19 protein-coding genes are annotated in these 22,817 nt (G+C 73.6%); 12 read left to right on the top strand and 7 right to left on the bottom strand.

The genetic code is table 11. The annotated features are described in order from the left end of the window. Window positions 1-8: 8 nt before the first annotated feature. Window positions 9-926, top strand: a complete 918-nt coding sequence (locus P3T41_RS31200) for a DNA-3-methyladenine glycosylase 2 family protein (RefSeq protein ID WP_280693940.1) — start codon at window positions 9-11, stop codon at window positions 924-926. Between the two features lie 73 nt (window positions 927-999). Here P3T41_RS31200 and P3T41_RS31195 read toward each other — a convergent pair whose 3' ends face one another. The 3 genes from P3T41_RS31195 to P3T41_RS31185 are packed head-to-tail and all read right to left on the bottom strand — an operon-like array spanning window position 1,000 to window position 3,901. After that, window positions 1,000-2,298 (bottom strand): coenzyme F420-0:L-glutamate ligase, encoded by a 1,299-nt coding sequence (locus P3T41_RS31195; protein WP_280693939.1) that lies wholly within the window; start codon window positions 2,296-2,298, stop codon window positions 1,000-1,002. Then, entirely contained in the window at window positions 2,295-3,254 is a 960-nt protein-coding gene (gene cofD, locus P3T41_RS31190; protein ID WP_280693938.1) for a 2-phospho-L-lactate transferase, read from the bottom strand. The genes P3T41_RS31195 and cofD overlap by 4 nt, the downstream gene beginning before the upstream one ends. A gap of 20 nt (window positions 3,255-3,274) precedes the next feature. Beyond that, the gene (locus P3T41_RS31185) at window positions 3,275-3,901 is read right to left on the bottom strand and encodes a cysteine dioxygenase family protein (protein ID WP_280693937.1); all 627 of its coding nucleotides are present in this window, start codon (window positions 3,899-3,901) and stop codon (window positions 3,275-3,277) included. A gap of 796 nt (window positions 3,902-4,697) precedes the next feature. On the opposite strand from P3T41_RS31185, the gene P3T41_RS31180 reads away from it, so the two are divergent. The 3 genes from P3T41_RS31180 to P3T41_RS31170 all read left to right on the top strand — a co-directional run bounded on the left by P3T41_RS31180 (window position 4,698) and on the right by P3T41_RS31170 (window position 10,869). After that, window positions 4,698-4,967, top strand: coding sequence for a WhiB family transcriptional regulator (locus P3T41_RS31180; protein WP_280693936.1), 270 nt, complete (start codon window positions 4,698-4,700; stop codon window positions 4,965-4,967). Window positions 4,968-5,380: 413 nt separating this feature from the next. Further along, window positions 5,381-9,247, top strand: a complete 3,867-nt coding sequence (locus P3T41_RS31175; RefSeq protein WP_280693935.1) for a glycosyltransferase family 2 protein — start codon at window positions 5,381-5,383, stop codon at window positions 9,245-9,247. After that, window positions 9,244-10,869: a DUF5719 family protein gene (locus tag P3T41_RS31170; protein WP_280693934.1), complete on the top strand. Its 1,626-nt coding sequence runs from the start codon at window positions 9,244-9,246 to the stop codon at window positions 10,867-10,869. Before P3T41_RS31175 ends, P3T41_RS31170 begins: the two co-directional genes overlap by 4 nt. A 26-nt stretch (window positions 10,870-10,895) precedes the next feature. Here P3T41_RS31170 and P3T41_RS31165 read toward each other — a convergent pair whose 3' ends face one another. Beyond that, on the bottom strand, window positions 10,896-11,381 hold the full coding sequence (locus P3T41_RS31165; RefSeq protein ID WP_280693933.1) for a metallopeptidase family protein: 486 nt from the start codon (window positions 11,379-11,381) through the stop codon (window positions 10,896-10,898). A gap of 139 nt (window positions 11,382-11,520) precedes the next feature. On the opposite strand from P3T41_RS31165, the gene P3T41_RS31160 reads away from it, so the two are divergent. From P3T41_RS31160 to ahcY, 6 genes are all read left to right on the top strand, one after another. After that, the gene (locus tag P3T41_RS31160; protein ID WP_280693932.1) at window positions 11,521-11,892 is read left to right on the top strand and encodes a DUF3499 domain-containing protein; all 372 of its coding nucleotides are present in this window, start codon (window positions 11,521-11,523) and stop codon (window positions 11,890-11,892) included. A 161-nt stretch (window positions 11,893-12,053) separates the two neighbouring features. Next, window positions 12,054-13,445, top strand: coding sequence for a phosphomannomutase/phosphoglucomutase (locus P3T41_RS31155; RefSeq protein ID WP_280693931.1), 1,392 nt, complete (start codon window positions 12,054-12,056; stop codon window positions 13,443-13,445). Window positions 13,446-13,539: 94 nt separating this feature from the next. Next, window positions 13,540-13,722, top strand: coding sequence for a Trm112 family protein (locus P3T41_RS31150; protein WP_280693930.1), 183 nt, complete (start codon window positions 13,540-13,542; stop codon window positions 13,720-13,722). Between the two features lie 38 nt (window positions 13,723-13,760). Continuing rightward, a complete protein-coding gene (locus tag P3T41_RS31145; protein WP_280693929.1) occupies window positions 13,761-14,966 on the top strand; it encodes an SIS domain-containing protein in 1,206 nt (401 codons plus the stop codon). Between the two features lie 78 nt (window positions 14,967-15,044). After that, the gene (gene manA / locus P3T41_RS31140) at window positions 15,045-16,250 is read left to right on the top strand and encodes a mannose-6-phosphate isomerase, class I (RefSeq protein WP_280693928.1); all 1,206 of its coding nucleotides are present in this window, start codon (window positions 15,045-15,047) and stop codon (window positions 16,248-16,250) included. Between the two features lie 239 nt (window positions 16,251-16,489). Then, on the top strand, window positions 16,490-17,938 hold the full coding sequence (gene ahcY, locus P3T41_RS31135; RefSeq protein ID WP_280693927.1) for an adenosylhomocysteinase: 1,449 nt from the start codon (window positions 16,490-16,492) through the stop codon (window positions 17,936-17,938). A gap of 76 nt (window positions 17,939-18,014) precedes the next feature. On the opposite strand, the gene P3T41_RS31130 is transcribed toward ahcY, so the two are convergent. Continuing rightward, window positions 18,015-19,073 carry a hypothetical protein gene (locus tag P3T41_RS31130; protein WP_280693926.1) on the bottom strand — a complete coding sequence of 353 codons (1,059 nt, stop codon included), beginning with the start codon at window positions 19,071-19,073 and terminating at the stop codon, window positions 18,015-18,017. Continuing rightward, window positions 19,073-19,594, bottom strand: a complete 522-nt coding sequence (locus P3T41_RS31125; RefSeq protein ID WP_280693925.1) for a SigE family RNA polymerase sigma factor — start codon at window positions 19,592-19,594, stop codon at window positions 19,073-19,075. Before P3T41_RS31125 ends, P3T41_RS31130 begins: the two co-directional genes overlap by 1 nt. Window positions 19,595-19,685: 91 nt before the next feature. Here P3T41_RS31125 and P3T41_RS31120 point away from each other — a divergent pair, with 91 nt between their 5' ends. Next, window positions 19,686-20,315, top strand: coding sequence for a hypothetical protein (locus P3T41_RS31120; protein ID WP_280693924.1), 630 nt, complete (start codon window positions 19,686-19,688; stop codon window positions 20,313-20,315). 10 nt (window positions 20,316-20,325) lie between these two features. On the opposite strand, the gene P3T41_RS31115 is transcribed toward P3T41_RS31120, so the two are convergent. Next, window positions 20,326-21,213 carry an RDD family protein gene (locus P3T41_RS31115; RefSeq protein WP_280693923.1) on the bottom strand — a complete coding sequence of 296 codons (888 nt, stop codon included), beginning with the start codon at window positions 21,211-21,213 and terminating at the stop codon, window positions 20,326-20,328. 185 nt (window positions 21,214-21,398) lie between these two features. Here P3T41_RS31115 and P3T41_RS31110 point away from each other — a divergent pair, with 185 nt between their 5' ends. Next, the gene (locus P3T41_RS31110) at window positions 21,399-22,403 is read left to right on the top strand and encodes a stage II sporulation protein M (protein WP_280693922.1); all 1,005 of its coding nucleotides are present in this window, start codon (window positions 21,399-21,401) and stop codon (window positions 22,401-22,403) included. Window positions 22,404-22,817 lie beyond the last annotated feature (414 nt).

The following is a 22,817-nucleotide window of genomic DNA, read 5'->3' as shown; positions in this document are numbered from 1 at the left end:
CTGGACGGGTGAACGACGTTCCGCTCGAACGGCGCTGGCTGCCCGGCCACCCGCTCGACCTGCACCGCACCCTGGCTCCGCTGCGTCGCGGCCCCGGTGACCCGGCCTGCCGGGTCACCGGGGACGGTGCGTTCTGGCGGGCGTCCCGCACCCCGGCCGGCCCTGGCACCCTGTGCGTCACTGGCCGCTACGGCGAGGTCGAGGCCCGGGCCTGGGGGCCGGGCGCGGGCTGGCTGCTCGACCGGCTGCCCGTGCTGCTCGGCGAGGCCGACAACCCCGCGGAGCTGCCGCCGCTGCCGCCGGGCCCGACCCGCGAGGCCCAACGCGCCCACCCGGGGCTGCGGCTGTGCCGCACCGGGCTGGTCCTGGAGTCGCTGATCCCGGCGATCCTGGAGCAGAAGGTCACCTCCGACGAGGCCTACCGCGCCTGGCGCCTGCTGCTGCGCGACTTCGGCACCCCGGCGCCCGGCCCGGCCGAGGGCATGCGGGTGGCGCCGTCGGCTCGCGAGTGGTCGCTGATCCCGTCCTGGGAGTGGCACCGCGCCGGCGTCGACCCCAAGCGCGCGGCCACCATCCAGCGCGCGGTGCGGCTCGCCCCCCGGCTGGAGCAGGCGACGGGCCTGGCACACGCCGAGGCCTTCGCCCGGCTCACCACCGTTCCCGGCATCGGCGAGTGGACGGCCGCCGAGACCCTGCAACGCAGCAACGGCGACCCGGACGCGGTCTCGGTCGGCGACTTCCACCTGCCGAACATCGTCGGCTGGGCGCTGGCCGGACGCCCCCGCTCCGACGACGCCGAACTCCTCGCCCTGCTCGCCCCCTACGCCCCGCACCGCCACCGGGTCTGCCGCCTGATCGCCCTCACCGGCCTGCGCCCACCACGCTACGGCCCCCGGCTGGCGCCGAACGACCACCGGCGGCGGTGAGCCCACCTCGTGTTTTCGAGCCGCTCAGCGCACCGCCCGGCGCACCGCCCAGCGCACCGCTCAAGGCACCTGCTCAGCGCACCGCGATGAACGGCTCCACCGCCCGGGCCGGCCGGTCCTGCGGCACCGCCGCCGGCCGACCCACCGCCACCGCGCCCATCGGGTCCCACCCGTCGGGCAGCCGGAGCACCTCGCGCACCGTGTCCCGGCAGAACATGGTGGACGACACCCACGCCGTCCCGTACCCCTCGCCGGAGAGGGTGACCAGCAGGTTCTGCACCGCCGCGCCGATCGTCACGGTGAACATCTCGCGCTCGGCCGCCGCCCGCCGCGCGTCCGGGTAGCTGTGCGAGCCGTCCATCACCAGGCACGGCACCACCAGGTACGGCGCCTTGCGCAGCACGTCCCCGCGCGCGGTCCGGCGGGCGATCTTCGCCTCGTCCCACCCGTCCAGCTCGTGCAGGTCGCGCTGCCAGGCGGCGAGCATGGCGTCGAGCAGCTCGGTGCGTGAGGTCTGCGACTCCAGCAGCACGAACCGCCAGGGCGTGGTGTGGTGCGGCGCCGGCGCGGTGGCGGCGGCGGCCACCGCGCGCCGGACGGCGTCCGGGTGCACCGGCTCGTCGCTGAACTCCCGGACCGTGCGCCGCAGCGTGACGGCGGCCCGGACCGCCTCCGAGGTGCCGAGCCGGAACATGTCGTCCTCGATCGGCCGGATCAGCGGGCGGATGCCGTCGCCGTCCGCCTCGGTGACCAGGGTGCCCAGACCCCGCACCACCGCGACCGGGGTGCCGCTGGCCTTGCCCTTCACCAGGTCGCCGGCGGCGGCCAGTTCGTCGGCGACGGCGGTCGTGGTCAGGTTCAGCGTGTTCCCGTGGCTGTCCAGCCGCCCGCGGTGGTCGTCCAGCACGTCGAGGCCGGCGGCGCCGATCGCCACGTCGGTCAGCCCGTTGCGCCAGGGGCGGCCGAAGGTGTCGGTGATGATCACGGCGATCCGACGGCCGGTCAACTCGTGGATCCGGGCCCGGATCTCGCGGGCCGAGCCGTCCGGGTCCAGCGGCAGCAGCAGCACCGTGCCGGGTGCGGTGTTGGAGGCGTCCACACCGGCCGCCGCCATCACCAGGCCCTGCCGGTTCTGCACGATCCGAGTGCGCCCGCGCCGGGCCACCACCCGCACCGCCTCGGCGTCGATCGCCGCCTCCCGGTCCTCGGCCCGCAGCAGCCGGTCCTCGGCCTTGCTGACGATCTTCGAGGTGACCACCAGGATGTCGCCGGGCCGCAGTTCGACGGCCTTGGCGATCAGCGCGCCGAGGTCGGCGCCCGCCTCGATCTCGGGCAGGCCCAGGACCGGCAGCACCTCCAGCGCGCGGCTCACCCGCCCACCTGCTCGGCCAGCTCCAGCGCCGCCCGGGCCATCGCCGCGGTCGCCGCCGGGTCGGTCATCAGCAGCGGCACGGCCCGGCAGCTGATCCCGGCCGCCTGGACCTCGGCGACCGAGCCGGCGTCGGCCACGTCCACCAGCCACCCGTCGACCAGATCGGCCCCGTAGTGCAGCGCCACGGCCGAGGCCGAGGCCTCGACCCCGACCGCCGCCAGCACCTTGTCCGCCATCCCGCGCACCGGCGCGCCGCCGATGATCGGCGAGAGCCCGACCACCGGCGCGCCCGCCGCCGCGACCGCCTCCCGAATGCCGGGCACGGCCAGGATGGTGCCGATGCTCACCACCGGGTTGGACGGCGGGAAGAGGATCAGGTCGGCCGCGCCGATCGCCTCCAGCACCCCGGGCGCGGGCTTCGCGGTGTCCGCGCCGACCGGGATGATCGCCTCGGCGTCCACGGCCGCGTGCAGCTTGACCCAGTACTCCTGGAAGTGGATCGCCCGGGTCCCCTGGTCGTCGGTGATCCGGACGTGGGTCTCCACCCGGTCGTCGCTCATCGGCAGCAGGCGCACGCCCGGCTGCCAGCGGTCGCAGAGCGCCTCGGTGACGGCGCTCAGCGGGTAGCCGGCGGCGAGCATCTGGGTGCGCACGATGTGGGTGGCGAAGTCCTTGTCGCCCAGCCCGAACCAGGACGGGCCGACCCCGTAGGCGGCCAGTTCCTCCTTGACCGCGAAGCTCTCCCCGGCCCGGCCCCAGCCCTGCTCCTCATGGATGCCACCGCCGAGGGTGTACATCACGGTGTCCAGGTCGGGGCAGACCTTGAGACCGAAGAGGTGGATGTCGTCCCCGGTGTTGCCGATGACGGTGATCTCGTCCCCGGGCGCCACCACGTCCTTGAGGCCGCGCAGGAAGCGTGCCCCGCCGATCCCGCCCGCCAGTGCCACGATACGCATGCGCCCATCCTGCCAAACGCTCAGGGCAGTTCGGACGCCAACTCGGCAACGGCCGTCCCGTACTGCGTCATCTCGGTCAGACCGGGGGAGTAGAGGTGGATGCTGACGGCCGGCTCCAGCGTCGCGTTGACCACCTCGTGCAGGTAGCCGGGGGAGAAGACCCTGCGGCCACCGGGGCGCAGCGTGCGGGTGGTCTCGCCCCCGGGGGTGAGCGCGCGCTCGACCAGCTCGCCCTGAACCACCGTCAGGACGCCGGAGGAGTCGCCGTGGTCGTGCAGTCCGCTGCTCTGCCCGGGCAGCCAGCTGAGCAGCCAGACCTCGTAGCCGGGGCCGGTCTCGAGTCGGGCGTACCAGCGGGTGAGCGCGTCGTAGCGGACCAGCGGGGCCCAGCGGGTGTGGTCGGCGGCGATCTCGCGGACCAGCCGGGCGTGGTCGGCCACCGTGCCGGGGTGCCGGGGCAGGTCGGTGCGGGCCAGGTGGGGGAAGGCCAGCGGGTCGCCTGCGATGCTCACGTCGCTGAGCCCGTCGGCCCAGCCGGGCCCGGTCGGCGCGGGCAGCCGAGCCGCGCCGGTGGCCAGGGCGGTGGCCTTGCGGGCGAGCTTGTTACGGTCACGGTTGCGCTTGCGGGGGCGGAGTCGGGTACGCATCAGCGGGATCCTCGGCGGCTGGTCGGTGAGGAGGGGGATCAGCCGGATCCGCGGTACAGGTGCCGGAAACGCGGACGGCCTCGTGGTCCTGGTGCGGCACGTCGAGGCCGGGAGAGCCGTTCACGGAGAACGGCGCGGGGAGTCGACGCGCCTAACGACAACAGGAGCGACGAGGGCAACACAGAGTGCTCGCGGCACGCCGGAGCGCGCTGTGGCGGCTCCGCGGGGCGATGGACTCTGACATGCGCTACAGGAGACAGGCTTCGGGGGCTTCGTGTCAAGTCGCCCGTACGGCCATCAGAGGGACATTCGGGTCGAAACGCCGAATCGGGTGATAAGTCCCACTCGGGGTTTTGATCCATAGATCTCCGGGAAGGCAGCCGGTTGACCGGATTGATCCCAGGCCGGAGCGGTGCGTCGGCGACCGCGCCGGTTGTCGCCGCCGGTGGCGCCCTCCGCCCTTGATGGCACGGAGGGCGTCCTCGGCAACCGGAGCGGCTCGATTCACGTCTCCGCTCACGTCTGCTCACGTCTGCGTGAAGGCGGGGCGGGCGGGCTTCGGAGCGGCTTCGTGGCCGCGAGCTGCGGAAAGTCCGTTCTGTCCGGATATGTACACTATTTGTAGCGCCTTGGTTCCGGGGAGTGAATTCACGACCCAATACCAGAGCTCGGCTTGACTGAGCCAGAGTGACGCACATGTAATTTCAGTCGTGTCGTTCGGCCGAACCGGAGCAGACGTCCATGGCCTGCGGCACACACGCACGGGGACGCCAAGAGGGGCAGAGGAGGCGCGCCAATGAGCGAGCTCTTTGAGCTGTTGATCGGTGAGGACATCGACGAGGAAGAGGAACTCGGCTGGCAGGAGCGTGCGCTGTGCGCCCAGACCGACCCGGAGTCGTTCTTCCCCGAGAAGGGCGGATCCACTCGCGAGGCCAAGAAGGTCTGCCTGGCCTGTGAGGTGCGGTCCGAATGCCTGGAGTACGCCCTCGCCAACGACGAGCGATTCGGAATCTGGGGAGGCCTCTCCGAACGCGAACGCCGGCGGCTCAAGAAGAGCGCGGTCTGAAGAGGTAATCGAACACCAGAACAGCTGTCCGATTCATACGGTCAGCTTGTCTGCTTTCCTCTTCGCAGAATCTGTGCAGTGTCCACCCGATTGTGCAAGCGCCTCGCCCGGACGGCGGGGCGCTTTTGCATTTCGCCGCGCCGATCGAGGCCCCCGCCCGCCGCCGACCAGGTCGGCGCCCCCACAGCCCCCCACCGGGTGAACAGCGCGCTCAGCCGAAGCCGTTAGTGTGGTGCGCCACCTGCCGTCCACCGGAACCGGGGCCCGCGCACTCGATGACTGCCTACAGCCAGCAGCACGGCTACCCAGACCAGCCGTCAGGCCCACAACCGCCCGCGGGGCCCCAGCCGCCCGCGGCGGCGAACCGTGGCTGGCCCGGGAGCGGCCGACCGCCCGCGTACCCGCGCCACCTGGTGACCGCCGTCATCGTCAGCCACGACGGTGCCCGCTGGCTGCCCCAGGCGCTGGCCGGCCTGCTCGGCCAGGACCGCCAGGTGCAGCGCATCCTCGCGGTGGACACCGGCAGCACCGACACCTCCCCGCAACTGCTGCGCGACACCCTCGGTGACTGGCTGCCCGAGTCGGGCCCCACCCTGCTCGGCCGCCGGGCCGGCTTCGGCACCGCCGTCGCCGAGGCCGTCTTCAACAGCCCGCCGCTGCGCCCCGAAGACCTCCCCTACAGCCTCGACCCGTCCGGCTACGACCCGGTCACCGGCGGCTGGGACGACTTCGGCGACCCGCTCTCCGCCGAGGACGACCTGAGCTCCGGCGGTCCGCGCGAGACCCAGCCGGTCGAGTGGCTCTGGCTGCTGCACGACGACTGCGAGCCGCAGACCGACGCGCTGCGCCGGCTCCTGCAGGTCGCCGACACCACCCCGTCCGCCGCCGTGATCGGCCCCAAGCTGCGCAGCTGGTACGACCGGCGCCAGCTGCTGGAGGTCGGCGTCAGCATCGCCCGCTCGGGGCGCCGCTGGACCGGCCTGGACCGGCGCGAGCAGGACCAGGGCCAGCACGACCAGGTCCGCCCGGTGCTCGCGGTCTCCACCGCGGGCATGCTGGTGCGCCGCGACGTCTTCGAGCAGCTCGGCGGCTTCGACAAGGCGCTGCCGCTGATGCGCGACGACACCGACTTCTGCTGGCGGGTCAACGCCGCGGGCCACCGGGTCGTGGTGGCGCCCGACGCGGTGCTGCGGCACGCCGAGGCCGCCAGCCGTGAGCGCCGCGCGATCGACTGCGGCGCCGCCCATCCGCACCGGGTCGACAAGGCCGGCGCGGTCTACACCCTGCTGGCCAACTCCCGGCGGCTGGTCTTCCCGTACGTGCTGCTCCGGCTGGTGCTCGGCACCCTGCTGCGGGTGCTGGCCAACCTGGTCGGCAAGGACCCGCGCCAGGCACTGGACGAGATCGCGGGCCTGGGCCACGAACTGGTCCGGCTGCCCCGGCTGTTGCTGGCCCGCAAACGCCGGGCCAGAACCCGCTCCTACGACGCGCTGGACGACCGCGGCCTCTTCCCGCCGCCCGGCGCCACCGCGCGCCTGGCCATCGAGGGCGCGATCAGCTCGCTCGGCATCGGCGGCGGGGACGACAACTCGATCGGCCGGCACGGCTCGGTGGAGGCCACCGGCGGCGACGAGGACAGCGAGGTCCTGGAGATCGAGCAGTTCGCGCTGCTCAAGCGCCTGGCCCGGCGTCCGGCCCCGGTGCTCTTCGCTGCCCTGCTGGTCTTCGCGCTGGTCGCCGGCCGCAACCTGCTCGGCTCCGGCGCGCTGCAGGGCGGCTCGCTGCTGCCCGCCTCCGACGGCGCGTCCGGCCTGTGGGACATGTACGCGAGCAGCTGGCACCCGGTGGGCACCGGCTCCACCGCCACCGCCCCGCCCTACCTCGCGGTCCTGTCGGTGCTCTCCTGGGTGCTCTTCGACCACGCCGACCTCGCGATCACCCTGCTGCTGGTGCTCTCCGTCCCGCTCTCGGCGGTCAGCGCCTACCTGGTCTCCCGGCCGCTGCTCGGCTCCAAGCTGGTCCGGGCCTGGGCCAGCGCCACCTACGCGCTGCTGCCCGCCGCCACCGGCGCCATCGCCGAGGGCCGGCTGGGCACCGCGGTGCTCGCCGTGCTGCTGCCGCCGCTGGCCCGCGCCGCCGCCGTCTCGGCGGGCCTGGGCATCCGCCGGGAGACCGCCGCCCGAGGGCTGCGCCCCGGCTGGCGCTCCACCTGGATGACCGTCCTGCTGCTCACCGTGTGCACCGCCTTCGTGCCGCTGTCCTGGGCCATAGCGCTGCCGCTGTCGCTGGCCGCGCTGGTGGTGGCGATCCTGCGCGGCGGCGCCTACGGCAGCGGTGTCAGTGCCGTGCGGCTGCTCGGCCCCCGGGTCGCGGTGATCCTCGGCCTGCCCGTGCTGGTGCTCGCGCCCTGGTTCCCGCAGGTGCTCGCGCACCCCTCGCGACTGCTGCTCGAAGCGGGTCTGCCGGTCTTCAGCGGCCACCGCGCCACCCCGCTGGACCTGCTGCTGGTCAACCCCGGCGGCGCCGGGGTGCCGCCGGCCTGGCTCTCGGTCGGCGTGCTGCTGGCCGCCCTCGCCGCCCTGCTGCGCGCCGACCGCAGGCGCGCCGTGCTGGCGGCCTGGGCCGCGGCCGGCGCCGGGCTGGTCTTCGCCGTCGCGGTCGCCGGCACCAGCGTCACCCCGGCCTCCGGTGGCCTGCCGATCGCCGCCTGGGCCGGCCCGGCCACCCTGCTGGCCGGCATCGCGCTGCTGGCCGCCGCCGCGATCGGCGCCGACGGCGCCAACGCGCGGGTCGCCGGGATCGCCTTCGGCTGGCGCCAGCCGGTGGCCGCCCTGGTGGTGCTCACCGCCGTGCTCGCCCCGCTGGGCACCGGCTTGTGGTGGGCCGTCAGCGGCGCCGACGGCCCGGTGCACCGCACCAGTGCCGGCCAGGTGCCCGCCTTCATCGCGGAGGAGGCCGGGACCACCGACCGGTCCAACACCCTGGTGCTCACCGGCGACGCCCGGGTGAGCTCGGTGCGCTTCACCGTGGTGCGCGGCGCCGGCCTGACGCTCGGTCAGGCCGAGGGCACCGTGGACACCGGCGGCGACACCAAGGACCGGCTGACCAAGCTGGTCGGCAGCCTGCTGGCCGGCTCCGGTGCCGACCAGGCCGCCGCGCTGGCCAATTTCGGCGTGGCGTACGTGGTGGTGCAGGGCCCGATGGTCGGCCAGGTCCAGAACGTGCTGGACACCACCCCCGGCCTGGTCGCGCTCAGCCAGGACAACGGCTCCGCCCTCTGGCAGGTCAACGGCCTGCCGGCGACCCGGGTGGTGATCACCGCGCCGAACGCCGCGCCGGTCCCGGTGCCCGCCGCCGCCGAGTCGGTCGACGCGACCATCCCGGCCGGCCCCGCCGGCCGGGTGCTGCACCTGGCCGAGCAGGCCGACCCGGGCTGGCGGGCCACGCTGAACGGCACCGCGCTCACGCCGGTCACGCTGGACGGCTGGGCGCAGGGCTTCCAACTGCCGGCCGGCGGCGGCAAGCTCAGCGTCAGCCGCGCCACCCCGCTGCTGCACACCGGTTGGATCGGGCTGCAACTGCTGCTCGGCGTCACCGTGCTGGTGCTCGCGCTGCCCGGGCGGCGCAGCACCAAGGACGACGACCTGCCCGAGGAGGTGGTGGCCGCCGCCGCGCTGGCCGCCGCCCAGGCCGCCCAGCCTCCGGTTCCCGGCAGCCGCCGGGCCCGCCGGCTGGCCGAACGCAGCGAGGGCGAGGCGGCGGAGCCGGCCGACGGCGAGCTCGGGGTCTACGGCACCGTCCAGGGCATCCCGCCGCAGCCCACCGGCGGGCCCGGACACCCCGAGCAGGCCGAGCCCGCGCCGGTCCACCCCGACCCGTACGCGCAGCCGCACCACCAGCAGGGCGGGTACGGCGGGGAGGACTTCCAGCAGGCCGACCCGTACGGCTACGACCCGTACGCGGCCCAGCAGTCCTACCAGGCCGGCTACCCCGCGCAGCCCCAGTACGCCGGGGAGCCGTACGCCACGGAGCAGTACCCGGCGGAGCCGTACGCCACCGAGCCGTCGTACGAGCCGTATGCCGAGCCCGGCTACCAGGGCGACCCGTACGCGGCCCAGCAGCCCTATCCGGCGGCGGACTACGGCTACGGCGGCTACGACCAGCAGGGCTACCAGGGCGGCGAACCGCAGCCCTGGCTGCCCGACCAGGGCCGCCCCTACGACCCGGAGCACCCCTCCTACGGCGGCCACCCGCACCACGACGGAGCTGACCCGCGATGAAACTCCCTGTCCCCTCCCTGGGCCGCTCGATCGGCGCGGCCCAGGGTGGCAGTCGCACCGGACTGTCGCTGCTGGCCTGCGCCGCCGTGCTCGCCCTGGTCTTCGGGGTCGCCGAGTTGCGTCCGCCGGCGGCCCCCGCCGCCCCGCCGACCGGGCAGCCGGTGGGCGCCCAGGTGGAGCGGACCGCGCTGGTCTGCCCGCAGCCGATCCAGGGGGTGACCGGCAACACCCAGATCACCGCGTTCACCCCCGGCAGCGGCGGGCCCGCCCAGGGCGGCAGCGCGACGGTGAGCGATGTGGCGCCGCCGTCGACCGCCGCGCCGTCGGCTCCGCCGGCGCCGTCCGGTTCGCCCGCGCCGTCGGGTTCGCCGGCTCCGTCCGCCGCCCCCGGTCAGGCTCCGGCCCAGGCCGCCAACGCCCTGGTGGCGCTGGCCAAGCCCGGCGTGCCGGTGGCCGGCCAGGCCGACAACGGCGACACCGCGGTGGGCACCTCGGCGACCGCCACCGGCGCCTTCGCCCCCGGCTTCACGGTCACCCAGACCACCGCCGTGACCGACTCGCACGGCCAGGGCATGTCCGGCGTCAACTGCGAGCCCTCCGGCACCCACTTCTGGTTCGCCGGGGCCAGCACCGCGGGCAACCGCAAGGACTACGTCAGCCTGACCAACGTGGCGAGCACCCCGGCCGTGGTCGACCTGCGGCTCTACGGCGACCAGGGGCCGATCGAGAGCGACGCCGGCACCGGACTGACCGTCCCGTCCGGCAGCTCGCTGTCCGTGCTGCTGACCACGGTGATCCCCGCTCAGGTGAGCGACCTCGCGGTGGAGGTGACCGTCCGCAGCGGCCGGGTCGGCGCCTTCCTGCACGCGGCCGACGGCTCGGCCGGCGCCGACTGGATCCCCGCCTCGGCCGACCCGGCACCCAGCGTGGTGCTGCCCGGCATGCCGGGCGACCTCTCGGCGGCCCGGCTGGTCGTGGCCGCCCCCGGCGGCACCGACGACGCCGACCTGAACATCCAACTCTCCGGCCCGAACGGCTGGTTCACCCCGGCCGGCCACGAGACGATCCACGTCAAGGCCGGCATGGTGACCGCCGTCGACCTCGGTGGCCAGATCACCCGTCAGCAGGCCTCCGCACTGCGGCTCACCCCGACCGACAAGGCCCACCCGACCCCGGTGGTGGCCACGCTGCGGATCGACCGGGCCGCCAACGGCAAGAGCGACTCGGCCTGGCTGACCGGCAGTGCGCCGGTGGGCAAGCGGGCCAGCGTGGCCGACACCCGGGGAGGTGGTGCGTCCACTCTGCTGATCACCTCGACGGGTGACGCCGCCACGGTCCGGGTGACGGCCTCGGCGAGCACCGGCGGCGGCACCCCGACCAGCAAGGAGGTCCAGGTTCCGGCGGGTGCCACGGTCGCCATGGGGTCACCCGAACCGTCCGGCGGCAACGGCTCGTTCGGCGTCACGATCGAGACCGAGTCGGGCGGCCCGGTGACGGCCGCCCGGATGCTGGCGGTCACCACCAGCGGCATCCCGATGTTCACCATCCAGGCCCTGCAGGACGACCACAGCTACGTCCAGATCCCGCAGGCCGCCCAGGACCCGGGAGTGCTCGTCCACTGAGCCCGCCCGGGCGCCCGGGCGGTGCGTCACTCCTCGTCGTACCGGGGGTCGATGGCGTCGGGCGACAGCCCGAGCAACTCGGCGACCTGCTCGATCAGGATCTCGTGCACCAGTGCCGCCCGGTCCTCGCGGGACTTGGCGCGGATCTCCACCGGCCGGCGGTAGAGCACGATCCGGCTCTTGCGGCCCTGCCCGGCCGGGACCACCTTGCCCAGCGGCACCCCGCCGTCGGGCACCGGGTCGGGCTCGCCGGGCAGTGCCTCGGGCACCTCGTCGACCTCGAACTCGACGTCGATCAACTGCGGCCAGCGGCGCTCCAGTCGCTCCACCGACTCGCGGACGTAGTCCTCGAAAAGCTCGGAGCGGCTCAGCGAGATCGGGACCTGCGGCGGCGCCAGTGGTCCGCGCAGCCCGCGGCCGTGCCGGTCGCGGCGCCGAGCGCGCGGCGACCCGGCGGGCGGGGCCCCGGCAGGCGGCCTGGGCGCGGACGGGGGCGGTGTGGAGCTGTCCATATCAATCACGAGCCTAGCCCTAGGAGGCCAGGAAATGGACCACGCGAACACCGATCCGAGCGCCCGCGGACGCGACACGAACCGGCTTGCGCCCCCGGGTCTTAGCCAGTCGGCCGCCGGTGCGGTACCGTCCACCCTCGTGAGCCCTGTACGTCGTTGTTCGCGGACCGCGTGCGGCCGACCGGCCGTGGCGACCCTGACGTACGTGTACGCCGACTCCACGGCGGTGCTCGGCCCGCTCGCCACCTACGCCGAGCCGCACTGCTACGACCTGTGCGCCGAGCACGCCGAGCGCCTGACCGCCCCGCGCGGCTGGGAGGTGGTCCGTCTGGCCACCGAGGGCGGACCGCTGCGCCGCAGCAGCGACGACCTGGAAGCGCTGGCCAACGCGGTGCGCGAGGCGGCCCGCCCGCAGGAGCGCGGCCCGCGCCCGGTGCGCCCCGCCGAGGGTGATCCGGCCCAGGTCGGCCGCCGCGGTCACCTGCGGGTGCTGCGCTCGCCCGACAGCTGAGCGTTAAGTCGCCGCCACCGCCACCCGGTACGCTGCCCACTGCCCGGGCCGGACACCCCTGCGGTCATGCCGTGTTCGTGGCGCGACGTATCGTGACCGTGGGCCTACGGAGCCCGTTCCAGGGACAGCCCGTTCCGAGAGACAACAAGGGTGGAGCCGCAGTGCGCGACCTCAAGCAGCTCGTCAAGGCGTACGACGTGCGAGGCGTCGTTCCGGACCAGTGGGACGAGAACCTGTCCCGGGCCTTCGGGGCCGCCTTCGTCCAGGTCACCGGTGCGACCGCGATCGTGGTCGGACACGACATGCGTCCCTCCTCGCCGAGCCTGAGCCGGGCCTTCGCCGAGGGCGCGGCCGGCTACGGCGCGGACGTCACCGAGATCGGCCTCTGCTCCACCGACCAGCTCTACTACGCGAGCGGCAAGCTGGACCTGCCCGGCGCGATGTTCACCGCCAGCCACAACCCGGCGCAGTACAACGGCATCAAGATGTGCCGCAAGGGCGCCGCCCCGGTCGGCGAGGACACCGGGCTGGCCGAGATCCGCGAGCTGGTGCAGAGCTGGATCGGTGCCGATAACAGCGTCACCGTCCCGGCGGCGCCCGAGGGCACCAAGCAGGGCGTGCTGACCGAGCAGGACACCCTGCGCGGCTACGCGGACCACCTGCTCGGTCTGGTCGACCTGACCTCGATCCGCCCGCTCAAGGTCGTGGTGGACGCGGGCAACGGCATGGGCGGCCACACCGTCCCGACCGTCCTCGCCGGCCTGCCGCTGGACGTCGTCCCGATGTACTTCGAGCTGGACGGCACCTTCCCCAACCACGAGGCCAACCCGCTCGACCCGAAGAACCTGGTCGACCTGCAGGCCAAGGTCCGCGAGGTCGGCGCCGACATCGGCCTGGCCTTCGACGGCGACGCCGACCGCTGCTTCGTGATCGACGAGCGCGGCGAGCCGGTCTCCCCGTCGGCGATCACCGCCCTGGTCGCGGTGCGCGAGCTGGCCCGGGCCCGGGCGAACGGCGAGCCGAACGCGACGATCATCCACAACCTGATCACCTCCTGGACCGTTGCCGAGGTCGTCGCCGAGCACGGCGGCAAGGCCGTGCGCACCCGGGTCGGCCACTCCTTCATCAAGCAGCGGATGGCCGAGACCGACGCGATCTTCGGCGGCGAGCACTCCGCGCACTACTACTTCCGCGACTTCTGGCGTGCCGACACCGGCATGCTGGCCGCGCTGCACGTGCTCGCCGCGCTCGGCGGCCAGGACGGCACGCTCTCCGCGCTGACCGCCGAGTACGACCGCTACGCGGCCTCCGGCGAGATCAACAGCGAGGTCGCCGACCAGGCGGGCAAGACCGCCGAGGTGCGGGCCGCGTACGGCTCGCTGGCGGGCGTCAGTGTCGACGAGTTGGACGGCCTGACCGTCGCCGGCCCCGACTGGTGGTTCAACCTGCGCGCCTCCAACACCGAGCCGCTGCTGCGCCTCAACGTCGAGGCCAAGGACCCGGCCAAGATGGCCGAACTGCGCGACGGCGTGCTGGCGATCGTCCTCGCCTGATCCTCAACCCGAGGCGCCCCGGCCGGTAGGGTGGACCCACCGGCCGGGGCGCCTCGCGTCCCGCCGTCCACCTCGAAACGGAGCAGCCCTGATCATGACGCTCGAACCCTTCCTGCTGGAGATCCTGGTCTGCCCGAGCTGCCATGCCGCGCTGCGCGAAGAGACCGCAGCGGACCAGCCCGAGCTGACCTGCACCGGTGCCGACTGCGGCCTGGCCTACCCGATTCGCGACGGCATCCCGGTGCTGCTCGTGGACGAGGCCCGCCGCCCCGCCTGAGCCCCCGACACCCGGACCGGACCCGGAGGTCCAGCCGCATGCTCGACGACAGCCTGCTCGACGACCCGGCCGCCCTCCAGCGCGCCGACCGGGACCACGCGCTGCTGGCGCTCGCCGGCGCCGGCGCCCGGATCCGCACCGCGCTGCGCCAGGCCCAGAGTTCGGGCCTGGCCGGGCTGCGGCCCGACGGCCGCCCGCGCGGCATCCTGGTGGCCGGCCACGGCAGCGTGCTGACGGCCGGTCAGGCGCTGGCCGCGCTGTCCGGCACCGGGACCCTGGTCCAGCCGTTGCCGCCGACGGACGCGCTGCCCGCCGCGCTCTTCAGTGACGGCCTGAGCTGGCAACTGCCCGGCTGGGCCGGGCCGAACGACCTGCTGGTGCTGGCCTCCGCCGACGGCACCGAGGCCGGCCTGATCAGCCTCGCCGAGCAGGCCTACGCGCGCGGCTGCGCGATCGCGGTGATCGCGCCCGAGGACCGCCCGCTGGCCGAGGCCGCGCTCCAGGTGCGCGCGCTGCCGCTGCCGTACGTCCCGTCGGCCGGCGACGAGGCGGACGGGCGGGCCGAGGCGGCCGAACCCGACCTGCCCTCCGAGGACTTCGGCGCGCTCTGGGCCCACCTCACCCCGCTGCTCGCGCTGGCCGACCGGATCGGCGTACTGAACGCCCCGGACCGGGAGTTGGAGGCCGCCGCCGACCTGCTGGACGAGCTGGCGGTCCGCCACCGCCCGGACGCCGCCGCCTACCTCAACCCCGCCAAGGACCTGGCCGCCCAGCTCTCCGGCACCGTCCCGCTGCTGTGGAGCGAGGGGCCGCTGGCCGCGGTGGCCGCCGAGCGGTTCGCCGCGATGCTCGCCGACCGGGCCGGGCGTCCCGCCGTCGCCGGCCAGCTGCCGCAGGTGCTGAGCGCCCATCGCGGCATGATCACCGGGCAGCTCGGTGCCGGCGCCGACCCCGGGGACTTCTTCCGCGACCGCGTCGAGGAGCCGGACCCGCTGGCCGTCCAGGTCCTGGTGCTGCGGCACGTCCCGCAGCCGGAGCCGGCCGAGCCCGCCGCGCCCGAGGCCGCGCCCGAACCGGCACCCGCCGGCCCCACGGTGCGCCGGGCCCGCCGGCTGGCCGCCGACCACGAGGTCCGGCTGACCGAGCTGACCGGCACCCGCTCCGAACCACTGCACGCGCTGGCCGAGCTGATCGCGCTGACCGACTTCGCCGCCGTCTACCTCGGCCTGGCCGAGCAGCGCTGAATCCCGGTGGGCTACCGTCAGGGTCCCCCACACGTCACCACCGCACACGTCAGCCGAAGCAAGGAGCTGGGCCGCCAGATGGACCGCCTCGCCAACACCGTCCGCCCCTATGCCTGGGGTTCGACCACCGCGATCCCGGCCCTGCTCGGCGAGCGGCCCACCGGTGAGCCGCAGGCCGAACTGTGGCTGGGCGCCCACCCCGGCGGGCCGTCCCGGGTGGACCGCGGCGCGGGTCCGCTGCCGCTGGACCAGGTGATCGCCGCCGACCCGGCCGCCGAGCTGGGCGCCGCGACCGTGGCCAAGTTCGGCCCGACCCTGCCGTTCCTGCTCAAGGTGCTGGCCGCCGAGATCCCGCTCTCCCTCCAGGTGCACCCGGACCTGGCCCAGGCCCGAGCCGGCTTCGCCGCGGAGGAGGCCGCCGGGATCCCGGTCGAGGCGGGCCGCCGCAACTACAAGGACGCCAACCACAAGCCCGAACTGATCTGCGCGCTGGACGAGTTCGACGGGCTATGCGGTTTCCGCGACCCGCTGGCCACCGCCGACCTGATGGAGCGGCTGGGCCTGCCGGGCCTGGCCCCGCTGATCGACCTGCTGCGCACCAAGCCCGCCGAGCAGGCGCTGCGCGAGACGCTGGCCACCATGCTCACCACCGACCCCGCGGTCGTGGCGGTCACCGTCAAGGAGCTGGCCGAGGCGCTGGACCGCTCGCTGGCCGCCGAGCCCGCCTCGCCCTGGGCGCCCGCCTGGGCCGGCTACGCGTACGCCGCCAAGCACTTCCCGGGCGATGCCGGGGTGCTGGCCGCGCTGCTGCTCAACTTCGTCCGGTTGCAGCCCGGTGACGCGCTCTACCTCGGCGCGGGTGTCCCGCACGCCTACATCAAGGGCACCGGCGTGGAGATCATGGCCAACTCCGACAACGTGCTGCGCTGCGGGCTGACCCCCAAGCACATCGACGTCCCCGAGCTGCTCAGGGTGGTCGTCTTCGAGGCCGGCGACCCGGGCGTGCGGCGCCCGGTCGCGAGCGAGGACGGCGAGGAGCTGTTCCCGGTCCCGATCGACGAGTTCCGCCTCTCCCGCTTCGTGCTGAGCGCCGGCGCCCAGCGCCAGGTGGCCGGCCGCACTGCCCAGATCCTGCTCTGCACCGAGGGCTCGGTCACCCTGACCGACGCCGCGGGGCAGAGCCTGGAGCTGACCCGGGGTCAGTCCGCCTACCTGCCCGCCACCGGCACGGCCACCACGCTGACCGGCACCGGCACGCTGTTCCGCGCCACCGTCACGCTCTGACCGGCGCCGCGCGCGGCCGAAACCGGTCGAACCGCCCCCGGCCCCGCGCGCCCTCGGTGTAGATTCGTCACCAGTGCCAAACGTCGCTGCTGATGGCGGTCGATCCGGGTGTGGCCCGGGTCGAGGGAGAGAGGTCCTCCGACGGATTGTGCCGCGCAGCGGAGTGGCGTCCCTCGGGTGCCGCGCCGCCGTCAAGCACACCCGTACGCATCGGCCCCACGCAGCGAGGAGTACCCCGCATGTCCGGCAACACCACCGGTGACTTCAAGGTCGCCGACCTCTCCCTGGCCCCGTTCGGTCGCAAGGAGATCCAGCTCGCCGAGCACGAGATGCCCGGCCTGATGTCGATCCGCAAGGAGTTCGCGGCCACCCAGCCGCTGGCCGGCGCCCGGATCACCGGCTCGCTGCACATGACGGTGCAGACCGCCGTGCTGATCGAGACCCTCACCGCGCTGGGCGCCGAGGTCCGCTGGTGCTCCTGCAACATCTTCTCCACCCAGGACCACGCCGCCGCCGCGATCGCGGTCGGCCCCGAGGGCACTGTCGAGAACCCCGCCGGTGTCCCGGTCTTCGCCTGGAAGGGCGAGACCCTGGAGGAGTACTGGTGGTGCACCGAGCAGGCGCTGACCTGGCCGAACGGCCAGACGCCCAACATGATCCTGGACGACGGCGGTGACGCCACCCTGCTGATCCACAAGGGCGTCGAGTTCGAGAAGGCCGGCGCCGCGCCGGACCCGGCCACCGCCGACAACGACGAGTTCCGGATCATCCTGGAGCTGCTCAACCGCACCCTGACCGAGTCCCCGCGCAAGTGGACCGAGGTCGCCGCCACCATCAAGGGCGTCACCGAGGAGACCACCACCGGCGTGCACCGCCTGTACGAGATGCACCGGGACGGCAAGCTGCTCTTCCCGGCGATCAACGTCAACGACTCGGTCACCAAGTCGAAGTTCGACAACAAGTACGGCTGCCGCCACTCGCTGATCGACGGCATCAACCGCGCCACCGACGTGCTGATCGGCGGCAAGGTCGCGGTCGTCTGCGGCTACGGCGACGTGGGCAAGGGCTGCGCCGAGTCGCTGCGCGGCCAGGGCGCCCGGGTCATCATCACCGAGATCGACCCGATCTGCGCGCTGCAGGCCGCGATGGACGGCTACCAGGTCACCACCCTGGACGAGGTCATCTCGATCGGCGACATCTTCATCACCACCACGGGCAACAAGGACATCATCCTCGCCTCGGACATGGTGAAGATGAAGCACCAGGCGATCGTCGGCAACATCGGCCACTTCGACAACGAGCTCGACATGGCCGGCCTGGCCAAGCTGCCCGGCGTCGTGAAGACCGAGGTCAAGCCGCAGGTCCACGAGTGGCGCTTCGCGGACGGCCACACCATCATCGTGCTCTCCGAGGGCCGCCTGCTGAACCTGGGCAACGCGACCGGTCACCCGTCCTTCGTGATGTCCAACTCCTTCGCGAACCAGACCATCGCGCAGATCGAACTGTTCGCCAAGACCGAGCAGTACCCGATCGGCGTCTACGTGCTGCCCAAGCACCTGGACGAGAAGGTCGCCCGCCTCCACCTGGACGCGCTGGGCGTCAAGCTCACCGTCCTGACCAAGGACCAGGCCGACTACATCGGCGTCCCGGTCGAGGGCCCGTACAAGGCGGAGCAGTACCGCTACTGAGCCGTCGGCTCGACCGAACCGGGCGGCCGGTGCCCCACCCCCGTGGGAGCACCGGCCGCCCGGCCGTCTTCGGGGATCAGTTCGTCACTTCGGTCGTCCAGCTGGCCCGGTCGCCGCCCAGCAGCACGAGCCGGTCCGCCACCCCGTGCACCCCGCCGACCGCCTGCAGCGCCGTCTCGTATCCAGGTGGACTGTCGACGCAGGCGTCCAGACCGGCCTGAGAGATGCAGCCCGGCGCTCCGGGATAGCCACCGTTGTGGATCGACTTGCCCGGGTACGGGGAGCCCGACGGCGGCAGCGGCAGGGAGGGGCCGACGTTGATCGTCACCAGCGAGTTCCCCACCGTCATCGCCACGGCAACGGTCCAGTCGCTGCCGTTCATCGATGGCGCCAGGGTGGCGAGCGCGACCTTGAAGTCGGCCGGCAGGCCGGTCAGTCGCACTGGCAGCGGGACCGCCCACTTCCCGTAGGTCACGCCGGCTGCCACCCGTAGCACCACCGCGGTCGCGCCGGCGTCCTCGCCCCACTGGCCCTGGAGCTCAGCCCACCGCCCCGAAGACGTCAGCCAGCGCAGTGCGTGTTCGTCCGTCGGGAGCCTGGGGTCCGCGCTCGGCGTGAGCCAGTACGCCGTGCCCCCGTTGACCTGCGGTGCCGCGGAGCGTTGCGCGGGACGGCCGTTCAGCTTGGTGGCGTCGGGCACCTGCCCGGCTGGGAGCAGGGTCAGCCGCAGCTCGGAGAAGCCCCGGGCGGGGTTGCCGCGCACCATGGCGAAGGCCTGCGGCGAGGGGCCCTGGTAGTCGGCGGAGTAACCGATGCCGTCGCTGCCGCGCGCCCAGTCCGGCAGCCAGCCGAACTGCACCTCGGTGGTCAGCGGATCGTGCCCGGTGTCCGGCGGAAGATCAGCCGGGGCCGTCGTCGTCGGAGCGGCCGCCGTCACACCGTGCCCCTGCCCTGGCAGCGCCAACGCGAGCCCCGAGACGCCGACTGCGAAGGCCAGGCTCGCGGCCGCGACCCCCAGCCTCCGGCGCCGCCGCCGCGACCGCCCCTGCCGGACCGCGGCGGCCACGTCCACCACGCTCTGCTGCGGTGGCGAGCCCACCAGCTCCGCCAACCCCGTGCTCAGGTCGAAATCCATCACACAACCCCCTCTGCCACTGTCGCCGGACCCGCGAGCAGGCGGCGGCTCAGCGCGTCGATCCCCCGTGAGGTCTGACTCTTGACGTTTCCGGTGGAGCAGCCCATCGCCTCGGCAGTCTGCTCGACCGTCAGATCGCAGTAGTACCGGAGCACCACCGCCGTGCGTTGCCGCGGCGGGAGTGCGGCCAGCGCTTCCCTGAGGTCCACCGAGGCGTCCAGGTCGGGCGCGAACACCGGGGCATCCGGCAGCTCCTGCGCCTGCCACCGGGCCCGCCACCGTTCCCATGGCGAGCGCTGCTCCGAAAGGAAGGTGTTCACCAGGGCCTTTCTGGCATAGCCGTCCATGTTCTCCACCCGCGCCAGCCGGGGCCAGTGGACGTACAGCTTGGTGATCGTCTCCTGCACCAGGTCATCCGCCCGGTGCCAGTCGGCACAGAGCAAGTACGCGACACCGCGTAGCCAAGTGGCCCTGGTGCTGGCGAATTCAATGAATTCCGCGTCGCGCTTCGGCTTCGCCATCGCCGGCAACTCCTCTCCGGGGAGTGCTCCCCGCACTGCCCGCCACACTGATGCGACCGCACTGCGAAAGGTTGCACGTAGGCTGCTGACCATGCCCACCGGCCGCTACTCCCTCCACGACCCGCACGACGGCACCCCCCTCGGCGAGGAACGGTTCAGCTGCGCGCCCGGCCCCGCCGGCTGGCGCTACGTCGGCAAGTCCTACGCCCCGGACGGCACGCCGCTGGGCACCGTCGACCTCACGCTCGACTCCCGGGCCCGCCCGCTGCGGATGGAACTGCGCTCCGGTGGCTGGCAGGTCCGCGGGGGAGCCGTGGACGGGGTGGCCTGGGTGCGTACCGACCCGGCCGACCCGACCGGCGCCGCGGCCACCGAAGGGCACGACCGCGCCCACGGCTTCGCCGGCGACTCGCCCGCTTTCCTGATCGCCACCGCCCGCCTGCTGCGGCCGGCCGAGGGCGCGAGCGCGCGGGTGCGACTGGTCGCCTTCAGCGGCGCCGCGTTGGCCCCCCGGACCTTCGACCAGGGCTGGACCCTGCAGAGCGTGGAGCAGCACGCCACCGACAGCGGCCCGCTGCTGGTCGAGCGCTACCAGGTGGCCGACCTGGAGACCGGCGAGCAGCGCGAACTGCACCTCGCGGGCGACGTGCTGCTGGCGGCCCCGGGCATCGAACTGGAGGAGTTGGACAACCCGCCCAACGCCTGGCCGAGCTGGGAGTGACGCGGCCGGCTCAGCCGGGCAGCGAGAACCCGCCGTCGACGGCGGGGGAGGCGGGCGGCACCGGCGGCGCGGTGGGTGCGGCCGGGGCGGTGGGTGCGCCGGGGCCGGGTGCGGGCGGCGGGCTGGGCACGGCACCCGTGCCGGTCGCGCGCTGCCACTCCCGGCGCTGCCGCTCGGTCAGCACCGCGCCCAGGTACAGCGCCGGATGCAGCCCGGCCGGCACCGGCCAGCCGGTCCGCTCGGCCACGTCACCGGCCAGCCGCTGCGCCATCCCGAGCGCCGCCTGGGCATCCAACTGATCTGCCCGGTTCAGCAGTTGGCGAATCGCCAGCCAGAGCCCAGGGGGCACGGTCGACAGGTCGAGCCGGACCAGATCGGCGCCCAGCGCGGCCAGCACCTGCGGCGGCGGCGCGACGGCCAGCCCCGGTGCGGCCGTCTCCGGCACTCGCTCGCGCACCACCAGGGTGCCCGCGAAGATGTCGCCGAGCCGCCGGCCGTCGGTCGAGACCAACGAGCAGAGCGCGGCCGGTACCCCGGTCAGCAGGATGATCTCGAAGACCCCGACCAGCGCCCGGACCAGCGCGTGCCGGAACCCCGCGGGCCCGCCGTCGACCCGCACCACCCGCAGCCCGAGCGCCGCCTTCCCCAGCGACCGTCCGCGCGACAGCGTCTCCACCAGCACCGGCACCGCGACCAGGAGGAGGACCATCAGGCAGATCACCAGCGCCGCGGCGGCCGCCCCGTCCAGGCCCGGCAGCAGCACCAGCGACAACAGCGAGAGCAGGAAGAACGCCGCGAACTCCACCACCAGGTCCAGCAGTACGGCCAGCGCCCGGCTCGGCAACTTCGCCGGCCGCAGTCCGAGGACCACGGCCTCACCCGTCACCAGGTCGCTCACCGCACCAGCCCGTTCCACTCGACGTCACGGAGCAGAGCAGCCGCCCGACCCCCGATCTTCAGGTGCCCAACATACGGGGCCGCCCGAAAGCCGGGGAAGGCTCCCAGCCCACCCGCGACGACCTCTGGCAAGCTGACCCCAGCCGTTGACCCCGCGCCGCCACCGCCCACCTTGGAGTGACCCGCATGGACCTGGACGTCTTCGTCGCCGCCCACCAGGCGCAGTGGGCGCGGTTGGAGGCTCTCAGCAAGCGGCGCAAACTCACCGGCGCGGAGGCCGACGAACTGGTCGCGCTCTACCAGCGGACCACCGGCCACCTGGCCAAGGTGCAGGCCACGGCGCCCGATCCGGCCCTGGTCGGCCGGTTGACCACGCTGGTGGCACGCGCCCGCAACGCCGTCACCGGCAGCCGGGTCGCCGGCTGGCGCGACGTGGGCCGCTACTTCACGGTCAGCTTCCCCGCCGCCCTGTACCGCTCCCGCCGCTGGTGGCTCCCGATAGCCCTGGTCTCGCTGCTCGGCGCCGCGCTGATCGCCTGGTGGGTGGCCGCGCACCCCGAAGTCCGGGACAGCCTGGCCAGCCCCAGCCAACTGCGCGAGATGACCCGCCCAGGCGGCGCCTACCAGGCCTACTACTCCGACCGCCCGGCCAGCTCCTTCGCCGCCCAGGTCTGGACGAACAACGCCTGGGTCGCCACCCAGTGCCTGGTCTTCGGCGTCTTCCTGGGCCTGCCGGTCCTCTACGTCCTGGCCCAGAACATCCTCAACCTGGGCATCGGCGTCGGCCTGATGGCCTCCGCCGGCCGCCTCGACCTCTTCCTCGGCCTGCTCCTGCCGCACGGCCTGCTCGAACTCACTGCGGTCTTCGTCGCCGCCGGCCTCGGGCTGCGCCTCGGCTGGACCGTGATCGACCCGGGCCCGCGCCCGCGCACCGTCGCCCTGGCCGAACAGGGCCGCGCCACGATCGGCATGGCCATGGGCCTGACCGCCGTCCTCTTCGTCAGCGGCCTGCTCGAAGCGTTCGTTACCCCCTCCGGCCTCCCCACCTGGGCCCGGGTCGGCATCGGGGTCACCGCCGAGACGCTCTTCCTGCTCTACGCCCTGGTCCTCGGCCGCCGCGCCGCCGCCGCAGGCGAGACCGGCGACGTGGCCGCCGCCGATCGTGCGGACCTCCAGCCGGTGGCGGGCTGACCCCTTCTGACCTGGTAGTCTTCTCTTCACGCCGCCAGAGCCGTTGACACGGGTCCGGTCGGCTAGTAGATTCGAACGGTTAGGTCGACTGGACAACAGGGTCGGCCGGTTGTAGGGTCTACGACACGACAGGCTGAGGAAACGCGTCCATGGATGCGGCCCGGCAAGTCAAATTGCCCCAGGCAAAAGCAGTGCGAATCCTTTGATAAGCTCTGCTGGTAAGCCGAAGGGAATCCCCTCAGCGGGAATTCGGAGAAGAAAACGACCGGTAAACGGTGCGGATCGGATCTGATAAGCTGAGAACACGAAAGAACGAAGCGCCCGGAGGGGTCACGGAAGTGGCTGCGAAGGAAGTGTCCGTTCCTTGAGAACTCAACAGCGTGCCAAAAGTCAACGCCAGATATGTTGACATCC

Origin of the sequence: Kitasatospora sp. GAS204B, assembly GCF_029892155.1 — a bacterium.
Taxonomy (GTDB): Bacteria; Actinomycetota; Actinomycetes; order Streptomycetales; family Streptomycetaceae; genus Kitasatospora.
This window is presented reverse-complemented; position numbering and strand designations above follow the sequence as displayed.